This is a genomic window from Streptomyces sp. NBC_00236 (assembly GCF_036195045.1).
Taxonomy (GTDB): Bacteria; Actinomycetota; Actinomycetes; order Streptomycetales; family Streptomycetaceae; genus Streptomyces.
This window is the reverse complement of record NZ_CP108100.1, coordinates 5850765-5866050: the sequence shown is the minus strand read 5'-3', so window position 1 is coordinate 5866050 and position 15286 is coordinate 5850765. Positions and strand designations below refer to the sequence as shown.

Below are 15286 nucleotides of genomic sequence, written 5' to 3'. Positions count from 1 at the left end.
GCGATGGCATCGGTACCCGCGGTCCTGACCTCCGAATGGACCAAGATCCGTACGGTTTCCTCGACGACCTGGACGCTGATCTGCGCGTTCGCCGTCACCGTCGCGATGAGCGCCGCGCTCTGCGCGGTGATGAACTCCCAGTTCGACGACCTCTCCGACGCCGAGCGGGCCACGTTCGACCCCACGTTCATCAGCTTCTCCGGGATGATCCTCGGCCAGCTGGCGATGGTCGTCTTCGGTGTCCTGGTGGTCGGTACGGAGTACAGCTCCGGCATGATCCGCACCTCGCTCGCGGCCGTGCCGCAGCGTGCCACCTTCCTCTTCAGCAAGATGCTGGTCGCCGGTGTGCTGGCCCTGGTGGTCGGGATGGTGACCAGCTTCGTCTCGTTCTTCCTCGGCCAGGCACTGCTCGGTGACCACAGCATCGGCATCGGCGAGGACAACGTGCTGCGGGCGGTCTTCGGTGCCGGTCTCTACATGGGCCTGATCGCGATCTTCTCGATGGGCGTGGCGGCGATGCTGCGCAGTTCCATGCTGTCGCTCGGCATCCTGATGCCGTTCTTCTTCCTTGTCTCGCAGATCCTGTCGGCCGTCCCGGGCGCCAAGAGCGTCGCCCAGTACTTCCCCGACCAGGCCGGTTCCAAGATCATGCAGGTGGTGCCCGACGCGATGAACAGCGATCCGGCACCGTACGGGCCGTGGGCCGGGCTGCTGATCATGGTGGCGTGGGTGGCGGCCGCGGTGATCGGCGGCTTCCTCGTACTGAAGAAGCGCGACGCCTGACCCGGTGCCGTGGGCCCCGGTCCACGGCACCCGGCAGCGACTCGCCCCGGTTTCGACTTGGCCGGAACCGTCAGGGCCTGGATATCCTCCTCACTCATACGGGGGGCGTACGGCCGACGGCCTGTGCCCCGACGACAGATAAGTCGATGGGCTGGAGCATGATCGAGGCAGTCGGCCTGACCAAGCGCTATGGCGCGAAGACGGCCGTGTACAACCTTTCCTTCCAGGTGCGGCCCGGCGCCGTCACCGGGTTCCTCGGCCCCAACGGGTCGGGGAAGTCGACCACGATGCGGATGATTCTCGGCCTGGACCGGCCGACGGAGGGCCGGGCGACCATCGGCGGCCACGATTTCCGCGATCTGCCGAACGCCCCGCGTCAGGTGGGCGCCCTGCTCGACGCCAAGGCCGTGCACGGCGGGCGCAGCGCCCGCAGCCACCTGCTCTCGCTCGCCCAGCTCGCCGGCATCCCGGCCGCCCGGGTCGACGAGGTGCTGGGTGTGGTCGGCCTCCAGCAGGTGGCGTCGAAGCGGTCCAAGGGCTTCTCGCTGGGCATGGGGCAGCGCCTGGGCATCGCGGCGGCGCTGCTGGGCGACCCGCAGGTGCTGCTCTTCGACGAGCCGGTCAACGGTCTCGACCCGGAGGGCATCCTCTGGGTCCGGAACCTGATGAAGATGCTGGCGTCCGAGGGCCGCACGGTCTTCGTCTCCAGCCATCTGATGAGCGAGATGGCCCTCACCGCCGACCATCTGATCGTGATCGGCCGCGGTCAGCTCATGGCCGACATGAGCATCACGGACTTCATTTCGACCAACTCGGCCGACTTCGCCCGGGTCCGGGTCCCGGACGACGGGCCCGAGCAGCGCGAGAAGCTCACCGCCACGCTCACCGAGGCGGGCGGCCAGGTCATGTCGGAGCCGGACGGCGCCCTGCGGATCACCGGGCTCCGGCTGCCGCGGATCAGCGATCTGGCCCATCGGGCGGACGTCCGGCTGTGGGAGCTCTCGCCGCACCAGGCCTCGCTGGAGGAGGCGTACATGCGGATGACGCAGGGCGCCGTGGACTACCGCTCGACGGCCGACCAGGTGGCCCACCTCCAGGCACCGCCGCCGCCCGCCGGCTACGGCCCGCAGCAGGCGTACGCCCCGCCGCCGCAGAGCGCCCCCGAGGTGCCGCAGCAGGGTTGGTACGCCCCGCCGCCGCCCGGCCAGAACCCGTACGGGAGCGCCCCGGCCCCCGCGGCCCCGGCGGCCGCTCCGGCCGCTCCTGCGTCCCCTGCCGCCCCTCCCGCCCAGGCAGCGCCCGCGGGGCCCTCCGCAGACCTGACCAAGAGCGACCTCAGCGAGGACTCCCGATGACGACGCCGCCCACGCCGCCGACGCCGCAGGCCCCGTATCAGCAGCAGGCGTACCAGCAGCCCTTCGCCCCCCAGCAGCACGGCCAGGGCCCGCAGGCCGGCTTCTACACCTCCCCGATCCCGGTGCGCCCGGCCACCCTCGGTGACGCGGTCGCTTCGGAATGGACCAAGATCCGGTCCGTACGCTCCACGATGTGGACGCTCGGCATCATGATCGTGCTGCTGTTCGGCATCGGGGTGCTCTCGGCGATCGCCGTCAGCTTCTCCGACTCCGAGTCCGACATGGGCTCCACCCCGGTGCTCAGCCTCGGCTTCTTCGGCGTGCTCCTGGGGTCGATCTGCGTGATCACGCTCGGCGTCATGACCATCGCGTCGGAGTACGGCACCGGCATGATCCGTACGACGCTGACGGCCTGCCCGAGCCGCGCCCGGGTGCTCAGCGCGAAGGCGATCGTCTTCTTCCTGCTCACCTTCGTGCTGACGACCGTGATGACGACGATCGTCGCCCTGATCCAGACAGCCATGCTGGACGCGGCGGCGCCCAGCGGGAAGGAATGGCTGAGCGCGACCGTCGGCGTCGGTCTCTACATGGCGACGCTGGGGCTGCTCTCGCTGGCGGTCGGCGCGCTGATCCGGCACTCGGCCGGGGCGATCACGATCATGATCGGCCTGGTGCTGCTGCCGCTCGTGCTGGCGATCTTCATGCTCGCCGACTCCCTCACGTCGATCCGTGAGTGGCTCCTGGAGTACTCGATCCCCAACCAGCTCAGCATCTTCTACGACAACTCGGTCGCGACGTCCGGGCCGTCCGGCTGGGAGCCCCTGTGGCTCATGCTCGGTGTGACCGCCGTGGCCCTGGGCGGCGCCTACCTGGCGATGAACAACCGCGACGTCTGACGCCGGCGGCCGGTTGTCAGTACCGAGGCGCGTTCCTGGACCGCTGCACCCGCGTGGTGCGGCGGTCCTTCGCGTTCCAGCACGCCTTGTGCCAGTGTCTGCGGTCGTCGATCCCGCCGTACTCGGACCAGGCCACCAGGTGCGGGATGCCCGAGGGGATCTCCTGGTCGCAGCCGGGGCACCGGTAGCGCTTGCCCGCCGCGCTCGCACCGCTCACCGGGCGGACCGACCACTCCTCCCCCTGCCACTCCTCCGAGCGCCCTCCGCCGCCGTACCGGTCCCCCTCCACGCTCGCGCTGTCGGTGGGACTCTCGCCGCCTCGGGGGCGGTTGCGGCGCGGGGACACGTGACACCTCACGGGGCAGGGCTGGGCAGTTCCCGTCCAGCGTAGGGCCATTCGGCGGGGGCATACGTCTCGCACCGCCCGGGACGGGACGGGTTACCGGAAAATCGCAACAACTTCCCGTTGGACCGTGCCTTTGGCACGTGTCAGACGTTGTTGCCAGTAGGGGAGAGCCGCGTCGGCCGCAAGGAGGTATCTGGCGATGCGTGTGGGAACGTTCGTACTGGCAGCCCAGTTTCCGGGGCAGGGGCCGGGGGAAGCGCTGCACCGCGCGATCCGGTCCGCCGAGGTCGCGGAGGAGTCCGGCCTCGACTCGGTCTGGCTGGCCGAACATCATTTCGTGCCGTACGGGGTGTGCCCGTCCGCCGTGACACTGGCCGCGCTGCTGCTCGGCCGCACGCGCAGAATCCGCGTCGGTACGGCGGTGAGCGTGCTGCCGACCCAGCATCCGGTCGCGCTCGGCGAGCAGGCGGCGCTGCTGCACCTCACCAGTGGCGGCCGGTTCACCCTCGGCGTGGGCCGGGGCGGGCCGTGGATCGACCTGGAGGTGTTCGGCGGCGGTCTGGAGGCCTACGAGAACGGCTTTCCCGAGTCCCTGGGCCTGCTGCTCGACTGGCTTCGCGAGGCTCGGGTGGCAGGACGCGGGGAGCGCTACGGCTTCCGCGAGGTGGCAGTGGTCCCCCGGGCCGACGAGCTGCTCGACGCGGAGAGCGGGGAGAGCCCCGGGGGCCCGGAGGTGATCGTCGCGTGCACCTCGCCCAAGAGCGTGAGACTCGCCGCCGAGAACGGCCTGCCGATGCTGCTCGGGATGCACTGCGGCGATGAGGAGAAGGCCGAGATGGTCGCCCTCTGGCGCTCCTGCGCGCTCGCCGCGGGCCGTTCGCCGGAGAGCGTACGGCAGGCGGGGCACGTGTCCGCGGGCGTGGCCCAGATCGCGGACCGCGCCGACGACGCCCGGGAGACGCTCGTGAAGGCGATGCCCGGCTGGCTGCGGCAAGGGCTGGACGCCCATGTGACGGTGGACGGCCGGCACCGGGTGATGCGCGACCCGGTCGGCTACACGGAGCTGCTGTGCGGGCTTCATCCGGTGGGCCCGCCCCGGCTCGCGGCCGACCGCCTCGCGGCCACGGCGGAGCGCACGGGCATCACCCGCTTCGCGCTCCTGGTGGAGGGGTCCGGAGATCTCGTGGCCACGGAGGAGAACGTAGCGCGGCTGGGCACCGAGGTACTGCCACTCCTCGAATGACCCACACCCAGGGGTCTCACGGTGTACGTACGGGAGCTGCCGCCCCGGACCAGTTGCACCTCCCGCGGCCCGGGGCGGCAGCAGAAGCGTTCAGCAGTCCCGTAGTTCGGGCGACTGGTTGAGCAACTGACCCCTCACCGAGGTGAACTTGGCCAGTCGGTCGTCGACCGAGGCGTCCAGCGGGAACACCGCGACGCGGTGGCAGTTCTGGAATGCCAGGCGCACCCCGAAGTGCCGCTGCAGCGCACCGCGTATCGCATCACTCGCGAGCGCACGCAGCAGCTGACCACGTGCCTGCTCGTTGGGCGGCGGCGTCTGGTTGTCGGCGAACTGCCCACCGTCGACCTTCAGCTGAGCCACCAACGAGCTGATCATCTCCCATGCGTAGGGCAGGGAGGTCCGGACGCAGTCGACGAAGTCGGCTTCGTCGACCTCGCCTCGCTCGGCCTGTTCCAACAGCGCCGGTGAGACGTCGAGCGACATGGGTTCTCCTCTCGCGACCCCGACGGAGGGCCGGGGCCTTACGGGCAGGGAAGAAGGACGGCGACGCAGCGTGCACGCACGGCGACCTCCTGCATCCACGGTAAGGGCGCAGTCCGGGCCGCACCAGGAGATTGGGAACACAACCGGCCAATAACGAAGGGGTTCAAAGAGGGGCAAGCCAGAAAGTGTCACTCCGGGGCGGGAAGGGAGTGACGGGTGGGTGAATCGCGTCGAGCACCTGTCGTCGAGTAGCGTTGCCGACCATGCGTCTCGTCATCGCCCGCTGTTCCGTGGACTACGCGGGCCGGCTCACGGCCCACCTGCCCTCCGCTCCCCGTCTGATCCTGGTGAAGGCGGACGGGAGCGTGTCGATTCACGCCGACGACAGGGCGTACAAACCGCTCAACTGGATGTCGCCGCCCTGCACCCTGAAGGAGGGCAGCGACGACACCGCGGGCGTCTGGACCGTGGTGAACAAGGCGGGCGAAAAACTGATCATCACGATGGAGGAAATCCTCCATGACTCGTCCCACGAGCTGGGCGTCGACCCCGGCCTGATCAAGGACGGCGTGGAAGCGCACCTCCAGGAGCTGCTCGCCGACCGGATCGAGACGCTGGGCGAGGGCTACACGCTCATCCGCCGCGAGTACTTCACCGCGATCGGCCCGGTCGACATCCTGTGCCGTGACGCCGACGGGCAGACCGTGGCGGTCGAGCTGAAGCGGCGCGGCGACATCGACGGCGTGGAGCAGCTGACCCGCTACCTGGAGCTCCTCAACCGCGATCCCCATCTGGCGCCGGTGAAGGGCATCTTCGCCGCCCAGGAGATCAAGCCCCAGGCCCGCGTCCTGGCGACGGACCGCGGTATCGGCTGCGTGGTCCTCGACTACGACGCGATGCGCGGCATCGAGGACGACAAGCTCAGGCTCTTCTGACCCGCCTCCCGGACCCCTCCGGGCCTTCCCTTCCCAGCCCGTCCGGCGTGTGAGGACGGAACCCTGCGCAGGGAGACCGGCGGCCCAGCCGGACGGGCATCCGCACCTGCCAAGCCCGTCCGGCCTTTCGAGCCCGTCCGGCGATTGAGGACGGGACGCCACCGGGCGCCCCGGCTCAGGTCAGCGACGGACTCGCAGTCGTCCCCGAGGGCCCGCTCGCCGAGTCCGACGAATCGGGCACGGTCGGCGTCGTCTCGGTGTCCGTCGGTGTCGGATCCGTGGGCGGATCCGTCGGCGGCTCCGACGTCTCCGTGTCGCTCGGCGAAGGGCTGGTGGGCGTCACGGTCGGCTTCGTCGTCGTCGTACGCGTGGGCGAAGGCTTGCTCGACGACGACCCCCCGGGCGACGACGGAGCGGACTCCGAAACCGTCGCGCCCGGCGAGGACGCTCCGCTCCCACCCGCCGGCGCGGACCCGCTCCCGGACGGCCCCGGCGTCACCGACGACGACGCGGAACCCGACGTCCGGGCGGACGGAGTCGCGCCGTCCGTGGTCTCCTCGGCCGGCAGTTCCTCCTCCTGGTCACCGCTCTCGGTCACCGACTGCTCGGTCGAGGCCCCGGGGTCACCCTGCGGGTCACTGTTCGAGGTGAGCCCGAGGGTCACCACCGTGCCGAGCACCCCGGCCAGCAGCACCCCCGCACCGGCCGCGACCAGATTGCGCCGGGCCCCGCCCAGCATCGCGAAGCGGCCGCCCTCCTCGTCGGCGGTCTTCGGAGCGACCTGCCGGGACACGACGGCAGGCTCCTCCGGGTACGTCCGCGGCATCGACACGGGGATGACCGTCGGCAGACCGCGGGGCGGCGACACCTCGAAGCGGTCGACCGGCAGCTCGTCCATCACCGGGGCACCGACCGCGGCCGGTCCGCCGGAACGGTCCTCGACCAGGGCCAGCGCCCTCCGTCCGGCCACCGCACCGGACTTGTCGGCGAGCGCCCCGCGCATGCTGATGGAGGTCTCCAGCTCGGCCCTGGCCCGGTCGAGGTTGCCGGTGCACAGGGCGAGCACGCCCAACTCGTGGTGGAAGTAAGCCTCTTCGGCGACCTCACCGGCGATCCGGCCGGCCTCCTGACCGATCCGCAGGGACCTCTCCCAGGCGCTCCAGTGCAGCCCTGCGGCGAACGCGGGCGAGGCACTGCGGGCCAGCAGCACGGCGACGCTGGTCTGCCCGGCCCCGTCCCCCGGCACCAGCTGCGCCATCGCCGCGAGCATCGCATCGGACTCGGCCACCACCCGTGCGGGGGTGACGGAGGGGTGCCCGGCCCACCAGGCGTAGTGCTGGGCCACCGTCCGGGCCCGGTCCGTGGCCCCGTCGCCGTATCCGGCGGCCTCCAACTGGGCGAGGACGCCGGCGGCCAGCCGGTAACGGGAACCGGCCGGGGACAGCAGTCCGCAGCCGGCGAGCTCACCGAGTGCCGCGTCCGCGTGGGTGTCCCCCACGAGCGCCGGCAGATGCGCCTGGTGCGGCACCTCGCCGCCGAGCGCGACCGAGAAGCGCAGGGTGTCGCGCGCGGCCTCGCTCAGCCGTGAGGCGAGCAGCGCGGCGGGCGCGGCGCCCTCGCCAAGGCTGGGCAGCGCCACCTCCGGGGCCGATGTCCCGTCGGCCGCCTCGGCCGCCGGCGGCTCCCCGGCGGGGCGGTTCTCCAGGTATCCGTACTCGTCGTACGCGGTCGGGTCGGTGCTCAGCAGGTCGAGCTGGCGCAGCAGGGCGCCCGCCTGCACGAAACGCAGCGGAAGGCCCTCGGACTCGAACCAGAGGTCACCCGCCCAGTTGGCCTCCTCCTCGGTGAGCTTCCGCTCGACCACCCGCTCCATCAGGTCGACCGAGGCGGCGCGGTCGAGACCGGCGAGGAAGACCTCATCGAGGTGGGAGTCGGGGCCGGGGGCCGCCACATCGGGTGTCGCAGCCAGCAGGAAGGCGCACTCGGGCGTCGCGGCGAGGAGCTCGTCCAGTGCGGCGCCACCGAACTCCAGGTCGTCGAGGACGACGACGGCGCCGGTCGACCGCAGCTTCTCCAGCAGCAGTTCCCGGTCCGGGCGGTGCAACGGCGCGTCGTGGACGGCCTCGAAGAGTCCGTGGAGGAGGTCGGCGACGGTGCGCTTGTGGCCGCTCAGCCGGACGACTCCGTCAGGGGCGAGTTCCGCGCAGTCGGCGGCGACGGCGTCCAGCAGCGCAGTACGGCCGGAACCGGCCGGTCCCGTGAGCCGTACGGAGCGGCCGCGGGCCAGCAGGCGCACCAGGCGTTCGCGTTCGTCGGCCCGCTGCAGCAGCGGCAGCTGGAGGACGGGCGGGCCGGGCGGGACGGGAGGTGCGGCGGCCCGCTCACGGTCGGCCCGTTCCGCGGGGGTGCGCCGGACGGGTGCGGCGGGCTGCTCCCCGGGCGGGCACGGTTCCACCTCGCTGCCGTCGACGGGGTTGACGGTGAGCAGGAGGTCGCCGGATATGAGCGGGACGATGCGCGCCTGTTGCGGTGTTTGCTGACTGAAATCCGGCGTCAGCGGATCCCGGGAGGGACGGCGCCGGCCGGCTTCCTCGGACGAGCCGTTGCCGTCGTGGCCGAATTCTTCCGGCCCCCGGTGTATCGGGTCCATCGCCAAAGCCCCCAAGACGCGTCGAGCACGGTTGTCCCTCCCGGCCTCGCACGCCCAGCTGTCGCTTCCGGTCCGGTGTCCGCCAGGTGGGTCCGTCAATCGGCAGACGGCCGAACCCTAAACCTTCGCACAGTATCTACGAACATCCGGGGTGGCGCGCCGCCCCACAGATCACGGTCTCGTGAGGATTGTGTGGCTTCGGCCGGGGCCCCGGGACGGGTGTCCGCCGCCGGGCGCCCTCAGACGCGCGGCAGGGATTCTGCGGCGATTCCGCCCTCGATGGCCAGGATGCGGTGCAGTCTGGTGGCCACCAGCAGGCGTTGCATCTGCGGCGGTACGCCGCGGAGCACCAGCCGCCGCCCGGCACGCCCGGCCCTGCGGTGCGCGCCCATGATGACGCCCAGTCCGGTGGCGTCCCACGAATCCAGCTCGGTCAGGTCGAGCACCAGGTCGCCGACTCCGTCGTCGAGGGCCGAGTGCAGGACCGTACGGGCGTCCGCCGCGCTTCGGACATCGAGGCGGCCCCCGACGACCAGCTCGGCGTGGTCGCCCCTGATGTGCATATGCGCTCCCTGGAAGGCTCCGTGGCGTGTTCGGTCTGTCTGAAACTGTCTCTGCCCCAACTGACTGTGGCAGCGACAGGGAAGTTGCCGTCTGTAAGCGAACCGATACCGAATTCACTCCGTGGAGTGACCGAAGTCCGCCGCGGGCCCCTGCGGATCCATTGCGGATCCGCTGGTTCCGAAAGACGACCCCCCGGAACCCCCGGGCCTGATCGACGGCGGATCAGGCGGCGGGGGGCCGGAAACGATCAGTAGGTGTAGAAGCCCTGCCCGCTCTTGCGGCCGATGTCACCTGCATCGACCATTCGGCGCATCAGCTCCGGGGCGGCGAACTTCTCGTCCTGGGACTCGGTGTAGATGTTGCCGGTGGCGTGCAGCAGGATGTCGACGCCGGTCAGGTCCGCGGTGGCGAGCGGGCCCATGGCGTGACCGAAGCCGAGCTTGCAGGCGATGTCGATGTCCTCGGCCGAGGCGACGCCCGACTCGTACAGCTTGGCGGCCTCGACGACGAGGGCCGAGATCAGCCGGGTGGTGACGAAGCCGGCCACGTCGCGGTTGACCACGATGCAGGTCTTGCCGACCGACTCCGCGAACTCGCGTGCGGCGGCGAGGGTTTCGTCGCTGGTCTTGTAGCCGCGGACGAGTTCGCAGAGCTGCATCATCGGAACCGGCGAGAAGAAGTGCACGCCGACGACGCGCTCCGGGCGCTCCGTCACGGCCGCGATCTTGGTGATCGGGATGGCGGAGGTGTTGGAGGCGAGCACGGCGTCGTCCCGGACGATCTTGTCGAGGGTCCGGAAGATCTCGTGCTTCACCTCCAGCTTCTCGAAGACGGCCTCGACGACGACGTCCGCGTCGGCGACCGCGTCGAGATCGGTGGTCGTGGTGATGCGGGCGAGCGCGGCCTCGGCGTCGGCCTCCGCGAGCTTGCCCTTGGAGACGAACCTGTCGTAGGAGGCCTTGATGCCGTCACGGCCACGAGTCAGGGCCGCGTCGGTGACATCACGCAGCACGACGTCCCAGCCCGCCTGGGCGGAGACCTGCGCGATACCGGACCCCATGAGTCCGGCGCCGATGACGGCGAGCTTCCTGGCCACGTTGGCACCCCTATGCATCTCAGCGGTTCTTGTTCCGTGCTCTCCGGCGGAGGTTAGTACCCGTGAGGGGCGCTGGGGCGGTGAAGAGATGCGCGTCACGTCTCAAATGACGGACATCACACCGGGATGCGTCATTCGGCGGCGCGCCGGGCGTAGTTGAGCACTGTTTCGCCCAGCAGGTCCTCGATGTCGTCGAGCAGGACCAGGGCGTCGCGAGACACCTCGGCCGCCTTTCTGCCCGCCATCATCTCCCCGCCGATGTACGCCATGAGCGTGCCGTGCACCCAGGAGAGCTGGCCGGCCACCAGGCTCGCGGTCCGGTCCCCCGTCCCGCACTCCTCCCGCAGCGTCCCCTCCAGATGCTGGAGGGCTTCCTGCTGGATGTGCCAGAGGCGGGCCTTGAGGCTGTCGGCGCCCTCGATGACCCGCATGAAGCGCTCGTAGCCCTCCATCAGACCGACGGTGGGTGATACGCCCTCCACCTGGATCCGCAGTTCGCGCAGGACGGCGTCGGCCGCGGACTCCCCCTCGTCCCGGCCCCGGACGTACCGCGAGAGCCGGTCGACGACGCCTCGGCTGCGGTCGAGGAAGAGGTCCTCCTTGGTCGGGAAGTAGTTGTAGACCGTGTTCACCGAGACGTCTGCGGCCCGGGCGATCTCGGCGATCGTGACGGCGTCGAATCCCCGCTCCAGGAAGAAGCCGGTGGCCACGTCGGAGATGTACTGCCTGGTCTGGCGCTTCTTGCGCTCCCTGAGTCCCTCAGCCATGGCCCCATCGTAGGGCGCTCTGGAGTCCATGAATATTTGGTGCCGTTGCAATTTTTAAGCGACTCTGTTTTTGTGGTCGCTATGCCCATCATCAGCACATCCGGTCTCGCCCGGACCTTCGCCTCGAAGACCGGCCCCGTGGAGGCCGTCCGCTCCCTCGACATGACCGTCGCTGCCGGCGAGATCGTCGGCCTCCTCGGCCCCAACGGAGCGGGCAAGACCACCACCCTGCGCATGCTCACCACGCTGCTCTCCCCCACCGGCGGCGCTGCCACCGTGGCGGGCCGCGATCTGGTCGAGGACCCGGTGGGCGTACGGGAGAAGTGCGGGTACGTGGCCCAGTCGGGCGGTGTCGACCCCCACATCAGCGTCCGGGAGGAGCTGGTCACCCAGGGCCGCCTGTACCGGCTCGGCAAGGCCGCGGCCGTGGCCCGGGCCGCGGAGCTCGCCGCCGAACTGGGCCTCACCGAGCTGCTCGACCGCAGGACGCTCACGCTCTCCGGGGGCCAGCGGCGGCGGCTCGACATCGCGATGGGGCTCACCCACCGCCCGGCCGTGCTCTTCCTCGACGAGCCGACCACGGGACTGGACCCGGGCAGCCGCACCGATCTGTGGGACCTGGTGCGCCGGCTGCGCGACACGCACGGCACGACCGTCGTGCTCACCACGCACTACCTCGACGAGGCCGACGCGCTGGCGGACCGGCTCGTCGTCATCGACGGCGGCCGGCTCGTGGCCGAGGGCACACCGGCCGCCCTGAAGAACCGCTACGTGGGCTCGCCCGACGCCTCGCTCCAGGACGCCTTCCTGGCAATCACCGGGCGCACCCGAGCACCCGCGGACGCCGCTCCTGTCGCCGTATAGCCCCCACCGCTCAGAGGAATCCGATGCTTCTCCACGACACCGCGATCATCTTCGGGCGGTACGCCCGGCAGACCCTGCGTTCCAGGTTCCAGATCTTCTTCGGCATCCTCATGCCACTGCTGTACCTGCTCTTCTTCGGGCCGCTGCTCACCGGCCTGCCGCTCGGCCCCGCCGGTGACTCCTGGCAGATCCTGGTCCCCGGACTGCTGCTCCAGCTGGGCCTGTTCGGTGCCTCGTTCGCCGGATTCGCCATCATCATCGACAAGTCGACCGGAGTCATGGAGCGGCTGCGGGTCACCCCGGTCAGCCGGACGGCGCTGCTCCTGGGCCGGGCCCTGCGCGATGCGCTGCTCTTCATGTTCCAGGCGGTGCTGCTGGTGCTCGTCGCCGTACTCATGGGGCTGCGCGCGCCGCTGCCCGGCGTGCTGATCGGCTTCGCCTTCGTCGGACTGCTGACGGTCTCGCTGGCCTCGCTCTCGTACGCACTGGCCATGAAGGTGGGCACGCCGCAGGAGTTCGGACCGGTGATCAACGCGGTCACGATGCCGGCCATGCTGCTCTCCGGCCTGATGCTGCCCATGACGCTGGGCCCCCGGTGGCTCGACGTGCTGTCGCACTTCACGCCGTTCCGCTACCTCGTGGACGCGGTGCGGGACGCCTACGTGGGCTCGTACGCCACCGCGCACATGCTGTACGGGGTCCTGGTCTCCCTCGGCTTCGCAGCAATCGCCGTGACAGTGGGCACACGCGTCTTCAGGAAGGCGGGCGCCTCACTAGGCTGACCGCATGGTCAACCTGACACGTATCTACACCCGCACCGGCGACCAGGGCACCACCGCCCTCGGCGACATGAGCCGGACCGCCAAGACCGATCTGCGCATCTCCGCGTACGCCGACGCGAATGAGGCCAACGCGGTCATCGGTACGGCGATCGCACTCGGGCAGCTGACCGAGGACGTCGTGAAGGTCCTCGTCCGGGTGCAGAACGACCTGTTCGACGTGGGCGCGGACCTGTCGACGCCGGTCGTCGAGGAGCCGAAGTACCCGCCGCTGCGCGTCGAGCAGTCCTACGTCGACAAGCTGGAGGCGGACTGCGACCACTTCCTGGAGCAGACGGAGAAGCTCCGCAGCTTCATCCTGCCGGGCGGCACACCGGGCGCCGCACTGCTGCACCAGGCGTGCACGGTGGTCCGGCGCGCGGAGCGGTCCACCTGGGCCGCGCTGGAGGTGCACGGCGAGGCGATGAACGCGCTGACGGCGACGTACCTCAACCGGCTCTCGGACCTGCTGTTCATCCTCGCCCGGGTGGCCAACAAGGAGGTCGGCGACGTGCTGTGGGTGCCGGGCGGCGAACGCTGACCGGGCAGCCGGCCGCCGCCCGCGGGGCTCACCCCGCGGGCGGGCCCGGCACGTGCTTCACGTCGCCCCGCGGATCCCGCTTCGGGAAGAGCGTGTAGCTCCCGGCGATCACCAGGTTGAGCCCGATCACGAAGAGCATCTTCTGCTGCCACGCCCGCAGCGATGCCGTGTCCCCGTCTCCCCCCACGTACCAGACCGCCGCCTGGAGCAGCGCCAGCGCCGTCACCGCGGCCACCGTCCAGCGCCCCGCCGTCCGCCACTCGTGCGCGGCTCGTGCCATCCCGTACTTGGGCGGCTTCACCGGCGGCGGACCACCGGCGAATCGGTGGGCGACCCGGGCGTCGATCCACTTGATGGTGGAGTGACCGAGCCCCAGCGTGAAGCCGATGTAGACAGCGGCCAGCCCGTGCTTCCAGTCCGGATCGGCGCCGTTCTTCAGGTCGATGGCCGTCACCACCAGCAGGACGACCTCCAGCAGTGGCTCGCACAGCAGCACGGCGGCGCCCAGTCGCGGCATCTTCGCCGCGTAACGCAGTGCGAGCCCTGCGGCCAGCAGCACCCAGAAGGCGATCTCGCAGAGAACGATCAGTGTGACGATCACGGTCCGGCTCCTTTCCCTCCCCTCCAGCGTCTCCGCCACCGCGCTCCCGATCGTCGGCCGGAGTGACGAACCGGCGCTGCATCCTTCGATGTACTCGCGGCTCACTCCCCGTACCGACGTGCCGAGATGTCCCGCCGTGTTGGATGGGAGGGTGTTCTCCCCTCCCCGCCCCCACCGCAGCGACGTCCTCATCGCGGTCGTCGGGCTGCTCGGCGGAACGGTCCTGTCACTGCTCGGTCTGCACATGCAGACCGGCCGCCTCCTCGACTCGCCGTGGCTCGCGCTCATCCCGCTCACCGTGATGTCGGCGCTGGAGCTGCTGCGCCGGAGCGCGCCGCAGACGGCGCTGGTCATCGGCACGCTCGCCCTGGTCGCGGACCAGTTCACCCGCGGGAACCTGGCGACCCTGCTGATGTACACCGACCTCATGTACGCGGCCGTGCTGTACGGGACCCCGGCGGCCGCCCGCCGGATCCCCGTGATCACCTTCCTGATCACCGTCGCGGGCACGATCGGCTTCCTGGCCTGGTTCCGCGATGCGCAGGCGCTGCTCGTCGGCATCGTCATCGGTCTCGTCTCGTTCGCGCCCGCGCTCACCGGGGTCAGCGTGCGCAACCACCGCGACGCCGCGGAGACCGCCCGGCTGCGCGCCGATCAGACCGCGCTGCTGGCAGAGATGGACCGCACCCAGGCGGTGACCGCCGAACGCGCCCGGATGGCACGCGAACTGCACGACATGGTCGCCAACCACCTCTCCGCCATCGCCATCCACTCCACCGCCGCGCTCTCCATCGACGACCCGGCGACCTCCCGCGACGCGCTCGGAGTCATCCGCGAGAACAGCGTCGACGGTCTGGCCGAAATGCGCCGTCTGATCGGGCTGTTGCGCACCGGATCCGCAGATCTGGAGCCGAGCAGCTCGCCGACCCTCGGCTCGCTGGACGCCCTCGTCGAGCAGCACCGTACGAACGCCGCCTCCAGCGGACTGGTCTGCACCCTGGACGACAACCGAACCGACCCCGGCCGGCTGCCCGCTCCGGTCGAACTCGCCGCGTACCGCATCGTCCAGGAGTCCCTCACCAACGCCCTCAAGCACGCCGCGCCCGGCCCGGTCACGGTACGGCTGGAGCAGACGGGAGAGCAGCTGACGGTGGAGGTGGGCAGTGTCCTCGGGGACCGGCCCGGGTCGCGCGCGCCGGGATCGGGGGCCGGGCTGATCGGGATGCGGGAGCGCGTGGCGCTGCTCGGCGGGGAGTTCGAGGCAGGGCCCGTGCCCACCGGGGACGGGTCGAGGATCTGGCAGGTACGGGCGCGACTGCCCGTGGGCGAAGGAGCGTGAGTCGA

General features: G+C 70.7%; 16 protein-coding genes. 9 read left to right on the top strand and 7 right to left on the bottom strand.

Going from position 1 to position 15286, the window contains the following annotated elements; genetic code table 11:
• The first annotated feature begins 3 nt into the window (after positions 1–3).
• From OG446_RS26605 to OG446_RS26595, 3 genes are all read left to right on the top strand, one after another.
• Entirely contained in the window at positions 4–783 is a 780-nt protein-coding gene (locus OG446_RS26605) for an ABC transporter permease subunit (protein WP_328896388.1), read from the top strand.
• Between the two features lie 158 nt (positions 784–941).
• Positions 942–2138 (top strand): ATP-binding cassette domain-containing protein, encoded by a 1197-nt coding sequence (locus OG446_RS26600; protein WP_328896387.1) that lies wholly within the window; start codon positions 942–944, stop codon positions 2136–2138.
• Complete coding sequence (locus tag OG446_RS26595) at positions 2135–3034, top strand: ABC transporter permease (protein ID WP_328896386.1); 900 nt, start codon at positions 2135–2137, stop codon at positions 3032–3034. The genes OG446_RS26600 and OG446_RS26595 overlap by 4 nt, the downstream gene beginning before the upstream one ends.
• 16 nt (positions 3035–3050) lie before the next feature.
• Here the strand turns inward: OG446_RS26595 and OG446_RS26590 are convergent, their stop codons facing one another.
• The gene (locus tag OG446_RS26590) at positions 3051–3380 is read right to left on the bottom strand and encodes an ATP/GTP-binding protein (protein WP_328896385.1); all 330 of its coding nucleotides are present in this window, start codon (positions 3378–3380) and stop codon (positions 3051–3053) included.
• A gap of 199 nt (positions 3381–3579) precedes the next feature.
• On the opposite strand from OG446_RS26590, the gene OG446_RS26585 reads away from it, so the two are divergent.
• Positions 3580–4623 (top strand): LLM class flavin-dependent oxidoreductase, encoded by a 1044-nt coding sequence (locus tag OG446_RS26585; protein ID WP_148020755.1) that lies wholly within the window; start codon positions 3580–3582, stop codon positions 4621–4623.
• Between the two features lie 90 nt (positions 4624–4713).
• On the opposite strand, the gene OG446_RS26580 is transcribed toward OG446_RS26585, so the two are convergent.
• Positions 4714–5106, bottom strand: coding sequence for an SCO5389 family protein (locus tag OG446_RS26580; RefSeq protein WP_148020754.1), 393 nt, complete (start codon positions 5104–5106; stop codon positions 4714–4716).
• A gap of 263 nt (positions 5107–5369) precedes the next feature.
• On the opposite strand from OG446_RS26580, the gene nucS reads away from it, so the two are divergent.
• A complete protein-coding gene (nucS, locus tag OG446_RS26575; RefSeq protein ID WP_328896384.1) occupies positions 5370–6041 on the top strand; it encodes an endonuclease NucS in 672 nt (223 codons plus the stop codon).
• Between the two features lie 175 nt (positions 6042–6216).
• Here nucS and OG446_RS26570 read toward each other — a convergent pair whose 3' ends face one another.
• The 4 genes from OG446_RS26570 to OG446_RS26555 all read right to left on the bottom strand — a co-directional run bounded on the left by OG446_RS26570 (position 6217) and on the right by OG446_RS26555 (position 11118).
• The gene (locus OG446_RS26570) at positions 6217–8691 is read right to left on the bottom strand and encodes an ATP-binding protein (protein ID WP_328896383.1); all 2475 of its coding nucleotides are present in this window, start codon (positions 8689–8691) and stop codon (positions 6217–6219) included.
• A 239-nt stretch (positions 8692–8930) separates the two neighbouring features.
• Entirely contained in the window at positions 8931–9254 is a 324-nt protein-coding gene (locus tag OG446_RS26565; protein ID WP_018102617.1) for an STAS domain-containing protein, read from the bottom strand.
• 248 nt (positions 9255–9502) lie between these two features.
• A complete protein-coding gene (locus OG446_RS26560; protein WP_306071688.1) occupies positions 9503–10351 on the bottom strand; it encodes a 3-hydroxyacyl-CoA dehydrogenase family protein in 849 nt (282 codons plus the stop codon).
• 131 nt (positions 10352–10482) lie between these two features.
• Complete coding sequence (locus OG446_RS26555; RefSeq protein WP_328896382.1) at positions 10483–11118, bottom strand: TetR/AcrR family transcriptional regulator; 636 nt, start codon at positions 11116–11118, stop codon at positions 10483–10485.
• Between the two features lie 81 nt (positions 11119–11199).
• Between OG446_RS26555 and OG446_RS26550 the strand changes: the two genes are divergently transcribed.
• The 3 genes from OG446_RS26550 to OG446_RS26540 are packed head-to-tail and all read left to right on the top strand — an operon-like array spanning position 11200 to position 13341.
• The gene (locus OG446_RS26550) at positions 11200–11982 is read left to right on the top strand and encodes an ABC transporter ATP-binding protein (protein ID WP_328896381.1); all 783 of its coding nucleotides are present in this window, start codon (positions 11200–11202) and stop codon (positions 11980–11982) included.
• A 23-nt stretch (positions 11983–12005) separates the two neighbouring features.
• On the top strand, positions 12006–12764 hold the full coding sequence (locus OG446_RS26545; RefSeq protein ID WP_328896380.1) for an ABC transporter permease: 759 nt from the start codon (positions 12006–12008) through the stop codon (positions 12762–12764).
• A 4-nt stretch (positions 12765–12768) separates the two neighbouring features.
• On the top strand, positions 12769–13341 hold the full coding sequence (locus OG446_RS26540) for a cob(I)yrinic acid a,c-diamide adenosyltransferase (RefSeq protein WP_328896379.1): 573 nt from the start codon (positions 12769–12771) through the stop codon (positions 13339–13341).
• A gap of 28 nt (positions 13342–13369) precedes the next feature.
• On the opposite strand, the gene OG446_RS26535 is transcribed toward OG446_RS26540, so the two are convergent.
• Positions 13370–13942, bottom strand: coding sequence for a hypothetical protein (locus OG446_RS26535; RefSeq protein WP_328896378.1), 573 nt, complete (start codon positions 13940–13942; stop codon positions 13370–13372).
• Between the two features lie 151 nt (positions 13943–14093).
• Here OG446_RS26535 and OG446_RS26530 point away from each other — a divergent pair, with 151 nt between their 5' ends.
• Positions 14094–15281: a sensor histidine kinase gene (locus OG446_RS26530; protein ID WP_328896377.1), complete on the top strand. Its 1188-nt coding sequence runs from the start codon at positions 14094–14096 to the stop codon at positions 15279–15281.
• The last annotated feature ends 5 nt before the right edge of the window (positions 15282–15286 follow it).

Excerpts from the sequence above, each read along its gene's own strand:
- OG446_RS26605 (WP_328896388.1), top strand. The coding sequence starts at position 4 with ATGGCATCGGTACCCGCGGTCCTGACCTCCGAATGGACCAAGATCCGT.
- OG446_RS26600 (WP_328896387.1), top strand. The coding sequence starts at position 942 with ATGATCGAGGCAGTCGGCCTGACCAAGCGCTATGGCGCGAAGACGGCC.
- OG446_RS26595 (WP_328896386.1), top strand. The coding sequence starts at position 2,135 with ATGACGACGCCGCCCACGCCGCCGACGCCGCAGGCCCCGTATCAGCAG.
- OG446_RS26585 (WP_148020755.1), top strand. The coding sequence starts at position 3,580 with ATGCGTGTGGGAACGTTCGTACTGGCAGCCCAGTTTCCGGGGCAGGGG.
- OG446_RS26580 (WP_148020754.1), bottom strand. The coding sequence starts at position 5,106 with ATGTCGCTCGACGTCTCACCGGCGCTGTTGGAACAGGCCGAGCGAGGC.
- nucS (WP_328896384.1), top strand. The coding sequence starts at position 5,370 with ATGCGTCTCGTCATCGCCCGCTGTTCCGTGGACTACGCGGGCCGGCTC.
- OG446_RS26570 (WP_328896383.1), bottom strand. The coding sequence starts at position 8,691 with ATGGACCCGATACACCGGGGGCCGGAAGAATTCGGCCACGACGGCAAC.
- OG446_RS26565 (WP_018102617.1), bottom strand. The coding sequence starts at position 9,254 with ATGCACATCAGGGGCGACCACGCCGAGCTGGTCGTCGGGGGCCGCCTC.
- OG446_RS26555 (WP_328896382.1), bottom strand. The coding sequence starts at position 11,118 with ATGGCTGAGGGACTCAGGGAGCGCAAGAAGCGCCAGACCAGGCAGTAC.
- OG446_RS26550 (WP_328896381.1), top strand. The coding sequence starts at position 11,200 with ATGCCCATCATCAGCACATCCGGTCTCGCCCGGACCTTCGCCTCGAAG.
- OG446_RS26545 (WP_328896380.1), top strand. The coding sequence starts at position 12,006 with ATGCTTCTCCACGACACCGCGATCATCTTCGGGCGGTACGCCCGGCAG.
- OG446_RS26540 (WP_328896379.1), top strand. The coding sequence starts at position 12,769 with ATGGTCAACCTGACACGTATCTACACCCGCACCGGCGACCAGGGCACC.